The sequence below is a fragment of the Flavobacterium inviolabile genome, from assembly GCF_013389455.1.
Classification (GTDB): Bacteria; Bacteroidota; Bacteroidia; order Flavobacteriales; family Flavobacteriaceae; genus Flavobacterium; species Flavobacterium inviolabile.
Map to the genome: position 1 here is coordinate 1,573,430 of NZ_CP058278.1, position 17,037 is coordinate 1,590,466.

Here is a 17,037-nt window from a genome sequence, read left to right on the forward strand (position 1 = left end):
TACACATGTCAAGAATAGGTAAAAATCCAATTGTAATTCCAGCTGGCGTAACTGTAGAAGTTAAAGAAGGTGTAGTTACAGTAAAAGGAAAATTAGGTGAACTTACTCAGGAATTTTCAGATGTATCTGTTAAAATTGAGGATGGTCAAGTAATCGTTGAGAGATCTTCTGATCATAAAGATCAAAGAGCAAAGCACGGTTTATACAGAGCTTTAATCAGCAATATGATTGTTGGTGTTGCTGAAGGATTTACAAAACAATTAGAATTAGTTGGAGTTGGATATAGAGCATCAAATCAAGGTCAAAGACTTGATGTTGCTTTAGGTTTCTCTCACAACATCGTTCTTGAAGTAGTTCCAGAAGTAATTGTAGAAACAGTTTCTGAGAAAGGTAAAAACCCAATCATTAAGTTAGCTTCACACGACAAACAACTTTTAGGTCAAGTTGCGGCAAAGATTCGTTCTTTCCGTAAGCCTGAACCATACAAAGGAAAAGGTGTTAAATTTGTGGGTGAAGTATTAAGAAGAAAAGCAGGTAAATCAGCTTAAAAATTAAGACTATGTCATTAACAAAATCTGAAAGAAGACAAAGAATACAGTTCAGAATCAGAAAGATTGTAAGCGGAACTGCTGCTAAACCAAGACTTTCTGTTTTTAGATCTAATAAAGAAATCTATGCGCAAATCATAGATGACGTTAACGGTGTAACCTTAGTTGCAGCTTCTTCAAGAGAGAACGGAGTAACTAAAGGAACGAACGTAGAAACAGCTGCTGCAGTTGGAAAACTAATTGCAGAGAAAGCTTTGAAAGCAGGTATTGATACCATCACTTTCGATAGAGGTGGTTATTTATACCATGGACGTGTTAAATCATTAGCCGAAGGAGCTAGAGAAGCTGGACTTAAATTCTAAGAATTATGTATCATAATTATAAAAATGTAGAACTAGTAAAACCAAGTGGTCTTGAATTAAAAGACCGTTTGGTAAGTGTTAATCGTGTTACTAAAGTTACAAAAGGTGGTAGAGCTTTCGGTTTTTCTGCTATTGTAGTTGTAGGAGACGAAAACGGTGTAGTAGGTCATGGTCTAGGTAAATCTAAAGATGTGTCTGAAGCTATTGCTAAAGCAGTAGAAGATGCAAAGAAGAATCTGGTTAGAATTCCTTTGGCAAGTCATACTATTCCTCACGAACAAAAAGGTAAATTTGGTGGAGCACGTGTATTCTTGATGCCTGCATCACATGGTACCGGAGTTATTGCTGGTGGTTCTGTAAGAGCCGTAGTAGAATCTTTAGGTATTCATGATGTATTGTCAAAATCACAAGGTTCATCAAACCCACACAATGTTGTTAAAGCTACTTTTGATGCTTTATTACAATTGAGAAGTGCTCACACTGTTGCAAAACAAAGAGGTATTTCTTTAGAGAAAGTATTCAAAGGTTAATTCAAGGAAATTATGGCAAAAATTAAAGTAAAACAAGTAAAAAGTCAAATCAACTGTCCTCTTACACAAAAGAGAACATTAGAAGCTTTAGGTCTTCGTAGATTAGGACAAGTTGTTGAGCATGAAGCAACTTCTGCTATCCTTGGAATGGTAAATAAAGTTCAACACTTAGTTTCTGTAGAAGAAACTAAATAATAACAGTATTCGTTATGAATTTAAGTAATTTACAACCAGCTGAAGGGTCAACACACAATCAAAATAAAAGATTAGGTAGAGGAGAAGGTTCTGGTAAAGGTGGTACTGCTGCACGTGGTCACAAAGGAGCTAAATCTCGTTCTGGTTATTCTAAAAAGATTGGTTTTGAAGGAGGTCAAATGCCTTTACAAAGACGTGTACCTAAGTTTGGTTTCAAAAACATCAACCGAGTAGAGTACCAGGGTGTTAATTTAGACACACTTCAATTATTAGTTGATAATGGAGTTGTTACTGATACTGTTGATTTTTCAGTTTTAGTAGACAATCGTTTAGCAACAAAAAATAGCTTAGTAAAGATTTTAGGAAGAGGAGAGCTTAAAGCAAAACTAAAAGTAACTGCTCACAAATTTACTGCTACTGCAAAAGCGGCTATCGAGGCTGCAGGTGGAGAAGTAGTAACTTTATAATCTTTATAGACAGATGAAGAAATTTATAGAATCATTAGTAAATGTTTGGAAGATAGAAGAACTAAAAAATAAAATTTTAGTTACTCTAGGATTGTTATTAGTTTATCGTTTAGGTGCGCAAGTAACACTTCCAGGTATTGATGCTACTAAATTGCAAAGTTTATCTAGTCAAACAGATCAAGGTATTGGTTGGTTAATCAATGTATTTACAGGTGGTGCGTTCTCGCAGGCATCTGTATTTGCATTGGGTATCATGCCGTATATTTCAGCGTCAATTGTAGTTCAGTTAATGGGAATCGCGGTTCCTTATTTACAGAAACTACAAAAAGACGGTGAGAGCGGAAGAAAAAAGATCAACCAAATCACAAGATGGTTAACTATTGGTATTACCCTATTGCAAGGTCCAGGTTATATTTATAACTTGTATAAACAATTGCCTGCTGATGCCTTTTTATTAGGATTTAGTTCATTCTCATTCTTATTCTCATCTGTAATCATCTTAGTTACAGGTACGATTTTTGCAATGTGGTTAGGTGAAAAAATTACTGATAAAGGTATTGGAAACGGTATTTCTTTGTTGATCATGGTGGGTATTCTTGCCCGATTGCCTCAGGCTTTCATTCAGGAATTCTCTTCCCGTGTAACAGAAAATAACGGAGGGCCTATGCTTATCGTTTTAGAAGTAATTATTTGGTTATTAATCATCATTGCTTGTATTTTATTAACCATGGCTGTTAGAAAAATACCGGTACAATACGCTCGTCGTACAACAGCCGGAGATTTCGAACAGGACATGATGGGAGGTAACAGACAATGGATTCCTTTAAAGCTTAATGCTTCAGGAGTTATGCCGATTATCTTCGCACAAGCAATTATGTTTATTCCTGCTGCAGTTGCTGGTTTGTCAACTTCAGATGCGGCTCAAACTATCACTACGAGCTTCCAAAATATCTTTGGATGGCAGTATAATTTAGTTTTTGCCTTATTAATCATAATTTTTACTTACTTTTACACCGCAATTACAGTACCTACAAATAAAATGGCAGATGATCTGAAGCGTAGCGGAGGTTTCATCCCTGGAATTCGTCCGGGTGTTGAAACAGGAGACTACCTGGATAAAATCATGTCACTTATAACTTTTCCAGGTTCGTTATTCTTGGCTTTAATAGCTGTGTTCCCAGCTATTGCAGTAAGCCTTTTAGGAGTACAACAAGGGTGGGCAATGTTTTATGGCGGAACATCGTTACTTATTATGGTGGGTGTTGCAATTGATACTATTCAACAAATAAATTCTTATTTATTGAATAAACATTATGATGGTTTGATGAAAAGTGGTAAAAATAGAAAAGCAGTAGCTTAATTTTTATGGCAAAACAATCAGCAATAGAACAAGACGGATCAATCATTGAAGCATTGTCAAATGCGATGTTCCGTGTAGAATTAGAAAATGGACACATAGTAATTGCTCATATCTCTGGTAAAATGCGTATGCATTATATCAAATTATTACCTGGTGATAAAGTGAAGTTAGAGATGAGCCCTTACGATTTGTCTAAAGCAAGAATTACTTATAGATACTAAAGGCTATTAAAATGAAAGTAAGAGCATCAGTTAAAAAAAGAAGTGCCGAGTGCATTATTGTGCGTAGAAAAGGAAGATTATACGTTATTAATAAAAAGAATCCTAGATTTAAACAAAGACAAGGATAGTTATGGCAAGAATTGCAGGGGTAGATATACCTAAAAACAAAAGAGGAATCATCGCTTTAACCTATATCTTCGGAATTGGGAATAGTAGAGCTAAAGAGATTTTAGAAAAAGCTAACGTAAGCGAAGATAAAAAAGTTCAAGACTGGAATGATGACGAGATCGGAGCGATCCGTGAAGCCGTTTCTTATTTCAAGATTGAAGGTGAATTACGTTCTGAGATTTCATTAAACATCAAACGTTTAATGGATATCGGATGTTATAGAGGAATTCGTCACAGAGCTGGACTTCCATTAAGAGGTCAAAGAACTAAGAACAACTCTAGAACAAGAAAAGGTAAAAGAAAAACTGTTGCTAACAAGAAAAAAGCAACTAAATAATAAGTAGTAGTATGGCTAAGGCAAGTACAAAAAAACGTAAAGTTATCGTTGAATCAACAGGCGAAGCTCATATTAATGCTACCTTTAACAACATCATCATCTCGTTAACAAACAAGAAAGGTGAAGTTATTTCTTGGTCTTCAGCTGGTAAAATGGGCTTTAGAGGTTCTAAAAAGAACACTCCTTATGCAGCTCAAATGGCAGCAGAAGATTGTAGCAAAGTAGCGTTAGAAGCAGGTCTTAAAAAAGTAAAAGTTTACGTAAAAGGTCCTGGAAATGGTAGAGAATCTGCCATCAGATCTCTTCATAACGGAGGAATAGAAGTTACAGAAATTATTGATGTAACTCCAATGCCACACAATGGTTGTCGTCCTCCAAAAAGAAGAAGAGTTTAATTATAATAGTATAACCTAAGGTAGGAATAAGATTATCGGAGGAAAGACCTGAATTCATAATCCCTACCTTTTTTTAATTTTTAGCAATGGCAAGATATACTGGTCCACAAACTAAAATTGCTCGTAAATTTGGCGAAGCAATCTTCGGAGATGATAAAGCCTTCGAAAAAAGAAATTACCCTCCAGGGCAACATGGTTTAGCGAAAAAAAGAGGTAAAAAATCTGAGTACGCTATTCAGTTAATGGAAAAGCAAAAAGCTAAGTACACTTACGGAATTTTAGAACGTCAGTTCAGAAGTTTGTTTGAAAAAGCATCTGCATCAAGAGGTGTTACAGGTGAAGTTTTAATCCAATTATGTGAGTCAAGACTTGATAACGTAGTATACAGAATGGGTATCGCTCCTTCTCGTCGTGCTGCACGTCAAATCGTTTCTCACAGACATATCACGGTTAATGGAGAAGTAGTAAACATTCCTTCTTATCACTTAAAACCTGGTGACAAAGTTGCAGTTCGTGAAAAATCAAAATCTCTTGAAGCTATCGAACGTTCGTTATCTAATTCTAGCACTGTTTACGAATGGATTACTTGGAACAATGAAACTAAAGAAGGTACTTTCGTTTCTGTACCTGCTAGACTTCAGATTCCAGAAAACATTAAGGAGCAGTTAATCGTAGAGTTGTACAACAAATAATAATTAGACATCAGTCGAAATAAATATGGCAATATTTAATTTTCAAAAGCCCGATAAAGTTATCATGATCGATTCAACCGATTTTGAAGGTAAATTTGAATTTAGACCTTTAGAACCGGGATATGGATTGACTGTTGGTAACGCATTAAGACGTGTTTTGCTTTCTTCTTTAGAAGGATATGCAATCACTTCGGTTCGTATTGAAGGAGTGGATCACGAATTCTCTACAATATCAGGAGTGGTTGAAGATGTAACAGAAATTATATTGAATCTTAAACAAGTACGTTTCAAACGTCAGATCGAAGATATCGATAACGAATCTGTTTCTATCTCTTTTTCAGGTAAGGATCAATTGACAGCTGGAGATTTTCAAAAGTTTATCTCTGGTTTTCAGGTACTAAACCCGGATTTGGTTATCTGCAACCTTGATAGCAAAATTACCATAAACATGGAATTAACTATTGAGAAAGGTCGTGGTTACGTTCCTGCAGAAGAAAACAAAAAACAAAACGCACCTATAGGAACTATTTTTACAGATTCTATTTACACACCAGTAAAGAACGTAAAATATTCAATAGAAAATTTCCGTGTTGAGCAAAAAACTGACTACGAAAAATTAGTTTTTGAAATCATTACAGATGGTTCTATTCACCCTAAAGATGCATTAACAGAAGCAGCTAAAACGTTGATTCATCACTTTATGTTGTTCTCTGACGAAAGAATTACACTTGAGGCTGATGAAATTGCACAAACAGAATCGTATGATGAAGAGTCATTACATATGAGACAATTGCTTAAAACTAAGCTTGTTGATATGGACTTATCTGTAAGAGCATTAAATTGTTTAAAAGCGGCTGAAGTTGATACACTTGGCGATTTAGTATCATTTAATAAAAATGATCTGATGAAGTTCCGTAATTTCGGTAAAAAATCATTAACAGAACTTGATGAATTAGTTGCTGTTAAAGGTCTTACTTTCGGGATGGATTTAACTAAATATAAATTAGATAAAGAATAATCTAGTCCGCTTTATGCGCGATTAAATTGTATAGCAATGAGACACGGAAAAAAAATAAATCATTTAAGCAGACAGTCAGGACATAGAAAATCTATGTTGGCTAATATGGCTTGTTCTCTAATCGAGCACAAGCGTATCAATACTACTGTTGCTAAAGCTAAAGCTTTAAAGCAATTTGTAGAACCATTGGTAACGAAATCTAAAGAAGATACTACTCACAATCGTCGTGTTGTTTTCTCTTATTTGAGAAACAAATATGCGGTTACTGAATTGTTCAGAGAAGTTGCAGCAAAAGTTGGAGATCGTCCGGGTGGATATACTCGTATTATTAAATTGGGTAACCGTCTTGGAGATAACGCTGATATGGCAATGATCGAACTTGTAGATTTCAACGAATTGTACAACGGAGGTAAAAAAGAAGTTAAGAAAGCAACTACCCGTCGTGGTAGAGCAAAAAAAGCTGAAACAACTGCTGAAGCTCCCGCTGCTGATACTACTGAAAATACAGAAGTTACTGAATAATCATGAAACAATTGATTCTTCAATAAAAAATAAGGATGAACTTTTTAAGTTTGTCCTTTTTTTTTGCCCTTTTGAAACCGTTTGAGCCACTAGCACGCATAATTATAAAATCTTTTTTACTTGTTTTAATCGAATCGTTTCAGAAAGAAATAATTTAGATTAAATTTGCAAAATTTTACAACACAACAAAAAATGAAATATTCAAATCGAAATCAAGCCATCCTTTTATTAAGCGACGGAACTGTTTTTTATGGTAAATCCATAGGAATCGAAGGAACTACCTTCGGCGAAGTCTGTTTTAATACCGGAATGACGGGATATCAGGAAATTTTTACAGACCCTTCTTATTTTGGTCAATTAATGGTAGCTACCAATGCTCATATCGGTAACTACGGAGTTCATGAAGACGAAGTTGATTCAGACGGGATCAAAATTGCCGGACTGGTATGCAAAAACTTTAGTTTTAATTATTCAAGACCTGATGCTTCTGAAAGTCTTTTCGATTATTTCGATAAAGTAAAACTGGTTGCCATTTCCGATGTCGATACCAGAGCTTTAGTGAGCTATATCCGTGACAACGGTGCCATGAATGCAGTGATCTGTACAGATGGTACACCGCTTGAAGATTTGAAAAAACAACTGGCTGCAGTTCCGAATATGAAAGGTCTGGAACTGGCTTCTACCGTTTCTACTAAAGAGGCATATTACTTTGGTGACGAAAAGGCAACCTACAAAATTGCCGCACTCGACCTTGGAATCAAAACCAATATCCTGCGATGCCTGGCAGAAAGAGATGCTTATATTAAAGTATTCCCTTATAATGCTTCTTTTGAAGAGCTGAAAGCATTTAATCCTGACGGTTACTTTTTGTCGAACGGACCTGGTGATCCGGATCCGTTAAAAGAGGTACAGGAAGTGGCACGCCAGATTTTAGCAACCGATACACCTGTTTTCGGAATTTGTTTGGGACACCAGATCATTGCCCTGGCAAATGGTATCTCAACCTATAAAATGTTTAACGGTCACAGAGGGATTAATCACCCTGTAATGAATGTTATTACCAATAAAGGGGAAATTACCTCACAGAACCATGGTTTTGCAGTGGTACGTGAAGAATTGGAAAAACACCCGGATTTTGAAATAACACATGTTCACCTGAACGACGGCACTGTTGCGGGTATGCGTATGAAAAACAAAAGCTGTTTCTCGGTACAATACCACCCGGAAGCAAGTCCCGGACCTCACGATGCACGTTATTTATTTGACCAATTCATCGAAAATATTAAATTAGCTAAAAAATAAATTCGTTACACGCCTAACGAAAGAAGTTAACCAAATTAAAGTATCAGATTATGAGCATGATTATAAAAGTTCACGCAAGACAAATATTAGATTCAAGAGGTAATCCTACCGTAGAAGTAGATGTATATACAGAAAATGGTGTTTTAGGAAGAGCAGCAGTGCCTTCCGGAGCATCAACCGGAGAACATGAGGCAGTAGAATTGCGCGATGGCGGAAAAGCCTACATGGGTAAAGGGGTTTTAAAAGCAGTTGAAAATGTAAATACGACTATTGCTTCGGAAATTGTTGGGATGTCGGTTTTTGAGCAAAATGCGATTGATAAAATGATGATTGAATTGGATGGAACACCAAACAAATCCAATTTAGGAGCAAACGCTATTTTAGGAGTATCGCTGGCAGTGGCAAAAGCAGCTGCTAACGAATTGGGAATGCCGTTGTATCGTTATGTTGGTGGTGTATCTGCCAATACCTTGCCGGTACCGATGATGAACATTATTAACGGAGGATCACATTCTGATGCGCCTATCGCTTTTCAGGAATTTATGATCATGCCGGTAAAAGCTCAGAACTTTACACATGCCATGCAAATGGGTACGGAAATATTCCATAATCTTAAAAAAGTATTACACGACAGAAAATTAAGTACTGCTGTTGGCGATGAAGGTGGTTTTGCACCAAATTTAGCCGGAGGTACCGAAGATGCTCTGGATTCTATTAAATTAGCAGTAGAAAATGCAGGTTATACTTTCGGGGAAGATATTAAAATTGCTTTGGACTGTGCTGCTTCTGAATTTTATGTAGACGGAAAATACGATTACACTAAATTTGAAGGCGCCACCGGGAAAATCAGAACCTCAGAAGAGCAGGCGGCTTATTTGGCTGAATTAGCAGCTAAATACCCGATTATTTCAATCGAAGACGGGATGTATGAAGACGACTGGAACGGCTGGAAACTGTTAACAGAGAAAATCGGTGATAAAGTACAATTGGTAGGGGACGATTTGTTTGTAACAAACGTACAACGCCTGTCAAGAGGAATTGAAGAGAATATTGCCAATTCTATTTTAATTAAAGTAAACCAGATCGGAACCTTAACCGAAACGATTGCAGCGGTAAACATGGCACATAATGCCGGATATACTTCTGTAATGTCACACCGCTCCGGAGAAACGGAAGACAATACTATTGCCGACCTGGCTGTGGCGTTAAATTGCGGTCAGATCAAAACCGGATCGGCTTCCCGTTCAGATCGTATGGCAAAATACAATCAATTGCTTAGAATAGAAGAAGAATTAGCCGAAGTGGCTTATTTCCCTCAGGAAAGAGCTTTTAAAGTGAAATAAGGCAATTAAAACGATATTTGAAAAAACCTGATAGTTATTATCAGGTTTTTTTGTTTGTAAAAGGGAATTCCTGTGATAAAGCTAACTTTTTTAAGGGATAAATAACGGTTTGAAAGAACCTGTATTTTGAGGCCGGTTTTCCGGTGGTTAAAAATGTGAAAAATGTAATTTTTACCCCCAATTTTTACGGAATAATTAACGATTTCCTTATGTGATTTTCTTGAGATATCCGTTGGAATTTCTTAAATTCGCAGATAACAAAAATATTTTACATTTAATTCCTAATACAAACATGTCAAAAACTGCAATATTAGAAATTGATGGCAACAAATATGAATTTCCGGTAATCGAAGGAAGTGAGAAAGAGGTTGCTATCGATATTGAGAAATTACGTGCTGCAACTGGCGCGATTACGCTTGATCCGGGGTATAAAAATTCAGGATCTTGTAAGAGTGAAATTACTTTCCTTGACGGAGAAGAAGGTATCCTTCGTTACAGAGGTTATGCTATTGAAGATTTAGCTGAGAAAGCCAACTTTTTAGAAGTTTCTTATTTGGTTATTTTCGGTGAATTGCCAACAGCTGCTCAGTTAGAAAAATTCGAAAACGATATTCGAAAATATACTTTGGTAAATGAAGAAATGAAAAACATCATTGATGGTTTTCCTAAAACGGCTCATCCAATGGGTGTTTTATCTTCATTGACAAGTGCTTTAACCGCATTTAATCCGAAAGTTGTCAATGTAGAAAACGAAGACGAAATGTACACTGCTGTTTGTAAAACAATGGGTAAATTTTTAGTTTTAGCTACATGGACTTTCAGAAAAACATCTGGTTTCCCATTAAACTACTACGATAACACCAAAGGTTATGTAGAGAACTTTTTACGTTTAATGTTCGAATTGCCAACAAGTCCTTATACAATTAACCCGGTTATCGTGGATGCATTGGATAAATTGTTTATCCTACATGCTGATCACGAACAAAACTGTTCTACTTCAACTGTGAGAATGGTTGGATCTTCACATGCAGGTTTATTCGCTTCCATTTCGGCAGGAGTTTCCGCTTTATGGGGACCACTTCACGGAGGAGCAAATCAGGCGGTATTGGAAATGCTGGAAGAAATCCAGAAAGATGGTGGTGATGCAGATAAATACCTTGCAAAAGCGAAAGATAAGAACGATCCTTTCCGTTTAATGGGATTTGGTCACCGTGTGTACAAAAACTTCGATCCGCGTGCTAAAATCATTAAAAAAGCTGCAGATGAAGTATTGGCAACATTAGGTGTTAATGACCCAATCTTAAACATCGCTAAAAAACTTGAAGAATCTGCTTTACAGGATGAGTATTTCAAATCAAGAAACCTGTATCCAAACGTAGATTTCTATTCCGGAATTATCTACCGTGCTTTAGGAATCCCTACGGATATGTTTACGGTACTTTTTGCTATCGGACGCCTTCCGGGATGGATTGCACAATGGAGAGAAATGCGTGTTAACAAAGAACCTATCGGTCGTCCGCGTCAGGTATATGTTGGACACCCGTTGCGTTCTTTTAAACCAATGAACGAAAGATAGTAAGCTGTCAATATTGAATAAAAAAAGCCCTGAAGTACTTCGGGGCTTTTTTATTGCTTTATTCTGCCGGTTTTTCTGCCTCTTCAGCGGCATCACTGGTTACCTCTTCAATTTTGTTTTCCGTCTTCTCGATCACGTCCGATAAAGCTTCTTTAGCATCCGTAGCCTTGTCTTCGATCCACTCGCCGGCATCGGCTATTTTTTCTTTGGCAGTATCGATAAAATCATTGACTTTTTCCGAAACACCCATTTCCTCCAGTTTTTGAGAAGCGCTGTCGGCTACTTCCGAAACTTTTTCTACTACATCCTCCGTGAAGGATTCTACCTTGTCAACCGCGGTATCGGCTGTGCTGCTGACCTTATCTCCTAAATCTTCCGTACTCTGCTTTGCTTTTCCGAAAAGTGAACTAAAAAAACTCGATAATCCCATAATTTTATATTTTTAAAAGTAAATGTATTAAAAAAAATAATATTTGTCAGCTTTTTAAAAGTATACTTGACGATTATTTGGTGTTGAAACAGAGCGAATTAAGGATAAATTAACACTGTAATGCTTAGATTTCAAGGGGAGTTTTTCGTTTATCAAAGCCCTTTGTTTATATTTGCCAAAAGCCAAAAGCTATGTTGAATTTAAATGTAAAAAACGAAACGTCACGGCTTAGAGCCGTAGTTTTAGGAACAGCCGTAAACAATGGACCAACGCCCTCGATAGAGGAAGCGTATGATCCGAAATCATTAGAGCATATAAAAGCAGGGACCTATCCGGTTGAAGCAGATATGGTGAAAGAAATGCAGGCTCTTGATGAAGTTTTTCAGAAATATGAAGTAAAAGTCTTCCGCCCGGAAATAATTGAAAACTACAACCAGATTTTTTCCAGAGATATTGGGTTCGTTATTGACGATGTTTTTGTAAAAGCAAACATTTTACCCGACAGAGAAAGAGAATTGGATGCTATCCAGTATGTAATAGATCAGATTGATCCCAAAAAAGTTGTTCGCCCGCCGGAAGAAGTACACATTGAAGGTGGCGATGTAATGGTTTGGAACGACTATGTTTTTATAGGAACTTATAAAGGAAGCGATTATAAAGACTATATCACGGCAAGAACCAATATGGCCGGTGTGAACTATATTAAAAAACTATTCCCGCATAAAATCGTAAAAGAATTTGATCTGGTAAAATCGAAGATCGAACCAAGAGATAATGCACTGCACCTGGATTGTTGTTTCCAGCCGGTAGGAACAGATAAAGGAATCATTTATAAAAGCGGATTCAGAGAAGAAGCGGACTATATGTTTTTAGTGAACCTTTTTGGTAAAGAAAACCTGTTCCACATTGAGCGGGAGGAAATGTATTATATGTTTTCAAATGTGTTTTCTATTGCGCCGGATGTTGTGGTTTCGGAAAGAAATTTTACAAGATTGAATAATTGGCTGAGAAGTAAGGGAATTACCGTTGAAGAAGTTCCTTATGCCGAAATTGCAAAACAGGAAGGGCTTTTGAGATGCTCTACATTGCCTTTAATCAGGGACTAATAAAAGGAAAAAATAAAAAGTATGAAACAGACTACTAACACGATATTGATGATTCGTCCTGTTGCGTTCAGGATGAATGAGCAGACAGCAGTAAATAACTATTACCAAAAAGTACTGGACAATTTATTGCCGGCTACGGTAAATGCAAAAGCACAGGAAGAGTTTGATAATTTTGTTGAAAAACTAAAAAATGCAGGCGTTAATGTTATTGTTGTTGAAGATACGGTAAGTCCGGACACTCCGGACAGTATTTTCCCGAATAACTGGATTTCTTTCCATGAAAACGGTGATGTGGCCTTGTATCCGATGTTTGCCGAAAACAGACGTATGGAGAGAAGAGAGGATGTACTGGACATCCTGGAAGATCACGGTTTTGAAATTAACAACATTGTGGACTATACCTCTGCAGAAGAAGATGAATTGTTCCTGGAAGGAACGGGAAGTTTGCTGTTAGACCGTGAAAACGGGAAAGCGTACTGTGCGTTATCACCAAGAGCGAATGAAGAACTGATGATTGAATTTTGTGAAGACTTCGAAATGAACCCGGTTATTTTTGAAGCTTTTCAAACGGTGGACGGAGAGCGAAAACCGATTTATCATACCAATGTTATGATGTGTCTGGGAGAAACTTTTGCGGTAATCTGTGCAGATAGTATTGATGATGCCAAAGAACGCAAAATGGTTTTAGACTGTTTAAAATCGGATGGCAAAGAGATTGTTTTGATTACAGAAGATCAGGTTAACAATTTTGCCGGAAATATGCTTCAGGTAAGAGGAGCGGAGGATAAGCGTTATTTGATTATGAGTGCTGCTGCACATCAGAGTTTAACGAAAGATCAGCTGGCAAAACTGGAAAAACACTGTGAGATCTTAAGTTCGAGCCTGGATACTATTGAAGCTTGCGGCGGTGGAAGTGCCCGTTGTATGATGGCGGAAGTATTTTTGCCGAAAGCAGAGTAGTACGTTAAAAAAGAAAATAAAAAAAACCGCTTATTAAGCGGTTTTTTTATTGTTTAATCAATGCTTAGTTTTTTACAAAACTGTCAATAATTTTATCAGTTTCAGCTTTAGGAGTGTCCCCTTTCAGGTCGAACAAATAACCGAATAATGATTTGCGGTTTACTTTATCTTCTAAATTAAGATCTTTGTTTCTGTCGAAAATAGATTGCCATTTGTCGCGAACGTTTTTCCACATAGCTTTGTTCTCTTTCCAGTATTTTTGAGCAGCAATACATTTTGAATCGGCTACTTTTTTGTAAAGGTCAAGCCCTTTTTCCTGAGAAAGTACAACGTCTTTTCCGTTTTCTCTTAAAACCTTTTCGTTGTCTTGTTCATGTAACCAGCCGTATTTTGTGATTTCATGAATATTTCTTCTTTTTAAAACATTGTAATCATTTCTGATAGTGTGCTCTCTTCTTGGCAGTGGAGCATCAGCGAAATTTCTCCAATAAGATGTTCCATCTACGTGAACCCATGTAGCAGTTCCTTCATATCTCGGGCTGTCGTCTACCTGGTATACACGTTGCGTCCATTGTCCTTTTACTGCAGCTTTTGGTAATGTTGTAAATTTCCATGAAGTTCCTTTGTCAAACAGGTACAGGTTTGTGTTTTCAAATTCCCAATCCTGTCTCCAGTGCTTTACAATCATCGTATCGCCCACAATCAATAAATGCTGCATTACGATTTTGTTTGATTTATCTTCAACCAGTTCTACCCATTCCAATCCTTTGTCATACTTTGTTGGTGATGGCTTGTAGTTCTCGTCTTTAGTTGTTTTAAACGTCTCTGCAAAGTTGAATTCTACTTCATAACAGCCACACATTGATTTGATCGCATCCGTGTCCTGTTTCTTTTTATTGCCCTGAGCATTACCTAACATTACTGCAAATAAAAAAGCAAGAGTTGCCTTTTGTTTTAGATTTCTCATTATGTATTGATTAAAATTTCTTGTGCAAAAATATTAAATTTATTTAGAACGAATAAAAATAAAACATACATTTGCAAAAAAATATATTATTAAGATTAATTCTAAATTGATTTTAATGCTGTTTTTGCCAATAAGCTGGAATTTAGAATACTAAATGTTTTTTGGGAAATAATTCAAAAAGAAAAGCTTGTTTGCCGGGGGATTGGGAAGTTCCAAAAATTGATTTTTTTGGATGTTGAGCGTCTTTGCGGGATTGCTGCAGACGATCAATAATTTCTTTTCCGGTTTTTTCGGAGGCAAATAAAACCGGAAAAACAGAAATGATCTTATTACAACTGTTGGTAAACCCAGGGATTCAGGAACAGCTGGAATAACAATAATTATAAAGAGAGTAAAATAAAATAAAGAATGAATTTTAAATCAAAAATATACGGCGGTCTGTTTTTATTTAATGCCTTTGTTGGTGTAGCACAGGAAAAAGACAGTATTCCGGGTAAAGTGAACCATCTGGAGGAAGTAGTAGTAACGGGACAGTATAATCCTCAGTCGGTAAAAAAATCAGTATTTGAAGTTAAAGTGATTACCCGTGCTGATATAGACAGACAGGCAGGAAACAATTTAGCCGATTTGTTGAATCAGACATTGAATATCAATATTATCCCAAATGCTTCCACCGGAAAATCAGGAGTACAGCTGTTTGGTTTGGATTCACAATATTTTAAAATTCTTGTCGATAATATTCCTGTCATCAATGACGAAGGTTTGGGTAACAATACCGATTTAACCCAGATCAATTTAGATGATATTCAGCAGATCGAAATTGTTGAAGGATCTATGGGAGTTGATTATGGTGCAAATGCCGTATCGGGAATTATCAACATTATTACCAGGAAATCGTCGGAACACAAATGGGAAGTAACCCCATATATCCAGGAAGAAACCGTTGGTAAAGAATACAACTTTAAAGACAAAGGAAGACATATTCAGTCCATTAAAATCGGACATAATTTTTCCGATAAGTTTTATGCCAATGCCTTATTTACCCGTAATGACTTTAAAGGTTTCTGGAACAACAGAATGGGTGAAAACTACTTGTTTAATGATGGTTTAAGAGGGTACGAATGGTTACCGAAACAGCAAATCAATGCCAAATCATTATTAGCTTACACTACTAAAAACTACAGACTTTTCTATAAGTTCGAATTTTTCCGGGAAACTACAGATCGTTTTAGTGCCGATGTGCAAATGAATGAGAATCCGGCAACGCAAACGAACAATCCGGTTGCAAAAGATGAAATCTATACATCAACACGTTATTACCACCATTTAAACGCTTCCGGAAAACTGAGCGACAACGGATTGAACTATGATGTGTCTTTCTCGTACCAGCAACAAAACAGAGATTTAGAAAAATACAATTACAGAATCCGTTCACAGGAGCATTTCGGAACGGAAAATTTAGAATACGAATACCGAAAAGCATTTTATTCTAAAGGAAACTTCTCAAATTTCCTGAAAAATGATACTTATAATGTTCAGTTAGGGTATGAAATAAACAGTATTAACGGTTATGTTACCAGCCTGGCAGGTTTCTTTAACGGAGAGAATATTAAAAGAGAATTGAATTCGTATGACTTTTTTACGTCATCTGAAATAAACCTGAATAAAAGATTTTCTATCCGCCCGGGTATCCGTTTGTTATTATCATCACAGTTTGACCAGCAGGCAGCATTGTCTTTAAGTTCTAAATATGTTTTTGATAACGGTTATGAATTGAGAGGTATCGTAGGAACCGCTCCTAAATTGCCAACATACGAAGAGTTGTATACCTATATGGTTGACGTAAACCACAATATTCAGGGGAATCCGAACCTTAATCCGGAACAGGGAAAATCTGTTTTCCTTCACCTGAAAAAAGATTCAAAACTAAACGAATCGTTTACAATGCAGAATAAATTATCGGCCTGGTATCTTGATGTAAAGGACAGAATTGAAATGATCATCATACAAAACTCACCGTTAGTTTACCAGTATAACAATATTGATGTGTATAAAACCTGGGGACTTTCCCTGACCAATACGGCAAAATATAAAAACTTTACCGGAAACTTTGGGGTAACGTTTGCCGGAACAGCAAAAGTTTTAGACAGCTCAACAGATTCTAACGATGACTTTCTATATGCGGTTCAGCTAAATGCCAATGCTTCTTATTTGGTGCCAAAATGGGAAACGGTTTTCTCTGCTTACGTTAAATATAACGGACCACAGTATCAGTTTGTAGGAAGAACCAATGAACAAAATCAAACGGTGACCGAAAGAGGAAAACAAAACCCTTTCACCTGGCTGGATGCTACGGTTAAAAAATCGTTTTTGAAAAAATCGTTGGAAGCGACAATCGGAGCCAGAAATATTTTAGACATCACAACGATCAATACGACCGCAGCCGAAGGTGGAGCACATACCGGAGCTGCTACGAATATCCTGATGGGATATGGAAGATCATACTTTTTAAAACTTTTATATAAATTAAATTTCTAA

The 17,037-nt window shown here is 36.6% G+C and carries 21 protein-coding genes; 19 read left to right on the plus strand and 2 right to left on the minus strand.

All coding sequences use genetic code 11. The features are described from left to right. The first annotated feature begins 5 nt into the window (after positions 1–5). From rplF to HW120_RS06960, 16 genes are all read left to right on the plus strand, one after another. A complete protein-coding gene (rplF, locus tag HW120_RS06885) occupies positions 6–548 on the plus strand; it encodes a 50S ribosomal protein L6 (protein ID WP_177732471.1) in 543 nt (180 codons plus the stop codon). Positions 549–559: 11 nt separating this feature from the next. Next, complete coding sequence (gene rplR, locus HW120_RS06890; RefSeq protein WP_177732474.1) at positions 560–910, plus strand: 50S ribosomal protein L18; 351 nt, start codon at positions 560–562, stop codon at positions 908–910. 5 nt (positions 911–915) lie between these two features. Beyond that, positions 916–1,440: a 30S ribosomal protein S5 gene (gene rpsE / locus HW120_RS06895; RefSeq protein ID WP_177732477.1), complete on the plus strand. Its 525-nt coding sequence runs from the start codon at positions 916–918 to the stop codon at positions 1,438–1,440. Between the two features lie 12 nt (positions 1,441–1,452). After that, complete coding sequence (rpmD, locus tag HW120_RS06900; RefSeq protein WP_177732479.1) at positions 1,453–1,635, plus strand: 50S ribosomal protein L30; 183 nt, start codon at positions 1,453–1,455, stop codon at positions 1,633–1,635. Between the two features lie 14 nt (positions 1,636–1,649). Next, positions 1,650–2,102, plus strand: a complete 453-nt coding sequence (rplO, locus tag HW120_RS06905; protein WP_177732481.1) for a 50S ribosomal protein L15 — start codon at positions 1,650–1,652, stop codon at positions 2,100–2,102. Between the two features lie 13 nt (positions 2,103–2,115). Continuing rightward, positions 2,116–3,462, plus strand: coding sequence for a preprotein translocase subunit SecY (gene secY / locus HW120_RS06910; RefSeq protein ID WP_177732484.1), 1,347 nt, complete (start codon positions 2,116–2,118; stop codon positions 3,460–3,462). A gap of 5 nt (positions 3,463–3,467) precedes the next feature. Continuing rightward, a complete protein-coding gene (infA, locus tag HW120_RS06915) occupies positions 3,468–3,683 on the plus strand; it encodes a translation initiation factor IF-1 (RefSeq protein WP_007136545.1) in 216 nt (71 codons plus the stop codon). 11 nt (positions 3,684–3,694) lie between these two features. Then, entirely contained in the window at positions 3,695–3,811 is a 117-nt protein-coding gene (gene ykgO, locus HW120_RS06920) for a type B 50S ribosomal protein L36 (protein WP_002987490.1), read from the plus strand. Positions 3,812–3,813: 2 nt separating this feature from the next. Next, the gene (gene rpsM / locus HW120_RS06925; RefSeq protein ID WP_177732487.1) at positions 3,814–4,188 is read left to right on the plus strand and encodes a 30S ribosomal protein S13; all 375 of its coding nucleotides are present in this window, start codon (positions 3,814–3,816) and stop codon (positions 4,186–4,188) included. Between the two features lie 11 nt (positions 4,189–4,199). After that, positions 4,200–4,583 (plus strand): 30S ribosomal protein S11, encoded by a 384-nt coding sequence (gene rpsK / locus HW120_RS06930; protein WP_023570324.1) that lies wholly within the window; start codon positions 4,200–4,202, stop codon positions 4,581–4,583. Between the two features lie 86 nt (positions 4,584–4,669). Next, entirely contained in the window at positions 4,670–5,275 is a 606-nt protein-coding gene (gene rpsD, locus HW120_RS06935; protein WP_177732490.1) for a 30S ribosomal protein S4, read from the plus strand. A 25-nt stretch (positions 5,276–5,300) separates the two neighbouring features. Beyond that, a complete protein-coding gene (locus HW120_RS06940; RefSeq protein WP_177732494.1) occupies positions 5,301–6,293 on the plus strand; it encodes a DNA-directed RNA polymerase subunit alpha in 993 nt (330 codons plus the stop codon). Positions 6,294–6,329: 36 nt separating this feature from the next. After that, positions 6,330–6,815, plus strand: coding sequence for a 50S ribosomal protein L17 (gene rplQ / locus HW120_RS06945; protein ID WP_177732498.1), 486 nt, complete (start codon positions 6,330–6,332; stop codon positions 6,813–6,815). Between the two features lie 192 nt (positions 6,816–7,007). Continuing rightward, positions 7,008–8,117, plus strand: a complete 1,110-nt coding sequence (gene carA / locus HW120_RS06950) for a glutamine-hydrolyzing carbamoyl-phosphate synthase small subunit (protein ID WP_177732501.1) — start codon at positions 7,008–7,010, stop codon at positions 8,115–8,117. A 50-nt stretch (positions 8,118–8,167) separates the two neighbouring features. Then, on the plus strand, positions 8,168–9,460 hold the full coding sequence (gene eno / locus HW120_RS06955; RefSeq protein ID WP_177732504.1) for a phosphopyruvate hydratase: 1,293 nt from the start codon (positions 8,168–8,170) through the stop codon (positions 9,458–9,460). Positions 9,461–9,752: 292 nt separating this feature from the next. Next, positions 9,753–11,036, plus strand: coding sequence for a citrate synthase (locus HW120_RS06960; RefSeq protein ID WP_177732507.1), 1,284 nt, complete (start codon positions 9,753–9,755; stop codon positions 11,034–11,036). 58 nt (positions 11,037–11,094) lie between these two features. On the opposite strand, the gene HW120_RS06965 is transcribed toward HW120_RS06960, so the two are convergent. Further along, the gene (locus HW120_RS06965; protein ID WP_177732510.1) at positions 11,095–11,466 is read right to left on the minus strand and encodes a hypothetical protein; all 372 of its coding nucleotides are present in this window, start codon (positions 11,464–11,466) and stop codon (positions 11,095–11,097) included. Positions 11,467–11,657: 191 nt separating this feature from the next. Between HW120_RS06965 and HW120_RS06970 the strand changes: the two genes are divergently transcribed. Beyond that, entirely contained in the window at positions 11,658–12,572 is a 915-nt protein-coding gene (locus tag HW120_RS06970; RefSeq protein WP_177732513.1) for a dimethylarginine dimethylaminohydrolase family protein, read from the plus strand. A 21-nt stretch (positions 12,573–12,593) separates the two neighbouring features. Next, positions 12,594–13,532, plus strand: a complete 939-nt coding sequence (gene ctlX / locus HW120_RS06975) for a citrulline utilization hydrolase CtlX (RefSeq protein ID WP_177732516.1) — start codon at positions 12,594–12,596, stop codon at positions 13,530–13,532. A gap of 64 nt (positions 13,533–13,596) precedes the next feature. Here ctlX and HW120_RS06980 read toward each other — a convergent pair whose 3' ends face one another. After that, the gene (locus HW120_RS06980) at positions 13,597–14,499 is read right to left on the minus strand and encodes a DUF6607 family protein (protein ID WP_177732518.1); all 903 of its coding nucleotides are present in this window, start codon (positions 14,497–14,499) and stop codon (positions 13,597–13,599) included. A 408-nt stretch (positions 14,500–14,907) separates the two neighbouring features. On the opposite strand from HW120_RS06980, the gene HW120_RS06985 reads away from it, so the two are divergent. Beyond that, positions 14,908–17,037: a TonB-dependent receptor plug domain-containing protein gene (locus HW120_RS06985; protein ID WP_177732521.1), complete on the plus strand. Its 2,130-nt coding sequence runs from the start codon at positions 14,908–14,910 to the stop codon at positions 17,035–17,037.

Excerpts from the sequence above, each read along its gene's own strand:
- rplF (WP_177732471.1), top strand. The coding sequence starts at position 6 with ATGTCAAGAATAGGTAAAAATCCAATTGTAATTCCAGCTGGCGTAACT.
- rplR (WP_177732474.1), top strand. The coding sequence starts at position 560 with ATGTCATTAACAAAATCTGAAAGAAGACAAAGAATACAGTTCAGAATC.
- rpsE (WP_177732477.1), top strand. The coding sequence starts at position 916 with ATGTATCATAATTATAAAAATGTAGAACTAGTAAAACCAAGTGGTCTT.
- rpmD (WP_177732479.1), top strand. The coding sequence starts at position 1,453 with ATGGCAAAAATTAAAGTAAAACAAGTAAAAAGTCAAATCAACTGTCCT.
- rplO (WP_177732481.1), top strand. The coding sequence starts at position 1,650 with ATGAATTTAAGTAATTTACAACCAGCTGAAGGGTCAACACACAATCAA.
- secY (WP_177732484.1), top strand. The coding sequence starts at position 2,116 with ATGAAGAAATTTATAGAATCATTAGTAAATGTTTGGAAGATAGAAGAA.
- infA (WP_007136545.1), top strand. The coding sequence starts at position 3,468 with ATGGCAAAACAATCAGCAATAGAACAAGACGGATCAATCATTGAAGCA.
- ykgO (WP_002987490.1), top strand. The coding sequence starts at position 3,695 with ATGAAAGTAAGAGCATCAGTTAAAAAAAGAAGTGCCGAGTGCATTATT.
- rpsM (WP_177732487.1), top strand. The coding sequence starts at position 3,814 with ATGGCAAGAATTGCAGGGGTAGATATACCTAAAAACAAAAGAGGAATC.
- rpsK (WP_023570324.1), top strand. The coding sequence starts at position 4,200 with ATGGCTAAGGCAAGTACAAAAAAACGTAAAGTTATCGTTGAATCAACA.
- rpsD (WP_177732490.1), top strand. The coding sequence starts at position 4,670 with ATGGCAAGATATACTGGTCCACAAACTAAAATTGCTCGTAAATTTGGC.
- HW120_RS06940 (WP_177732494.1), top strand. The coding sequence starts at position 5,301 with ATGGCAATATTTAATTTTCAAAAGCCCGATAAAGTTATCATGATCGAT.
- rplQ (WP_177732498.1), top strand. The coding sequence starts at position 6,330 with ATGAGACACGGAAAAAAAATAAATCATTTAAGCAGACAGTCAGGACAT.
- carA (WP_177732501.1), top strand. The coding sequence starts at position 7,008 with ATGAAATATTCAAATCGAAATCAAGCCATCCTTTTATTAAGCGACGGA.
- eno (WP_177732504.1), top strand. The coding sequence starts at position 8,168 with ATGAGCATGATTATAAAAGTTCACGCAAGACAAATATTAGATTCAAGA.
- HW120_RS06960 (WP_177732507.1), top strand. The coding sequence starts at position 9,753 with ATGTCAAAAACTGCAATATTAGAAATTGATGGCAACAAATATGAATTT.
- HW120_RS06965 (WP_177732510.1), bottom strand. The coding sequence starts at position 11,466 with ATGGGATTATCGAGTTTTTTTAGTTCACTTTTCGGAAAAGCAAAGCAG.
- HW120_RS06970 (WP_177732513.1), top strand. The coding sequence starts at position 11,658 with ATGTTGAATTTAAATGTAAAAAACGAAACGTCACGGCTTAGAGCCGTA.
- ctlX (WP_177732516.1), top strand. The coding sequence starts at position 12,594 with ATGAAACAGACTACTAACACGATATTGATGATTCGTCCTGTTGCGTTC.
- HW120_RS06980 (WP_177732518.1), bottom strand. The coding sequence starts at position 14,499 with ATGAGAAATCTAAAACAAAAGGCAACTCTTGCTTTTTTATTTGCAGTA.
- HW120_RS06985 (WP_177732521.1), top strand. The coding sequence starts at position 14,908 with ATGAATTTTAAATCAAAAATATACGGCGGTCTGTTTTTATTTAATGCC.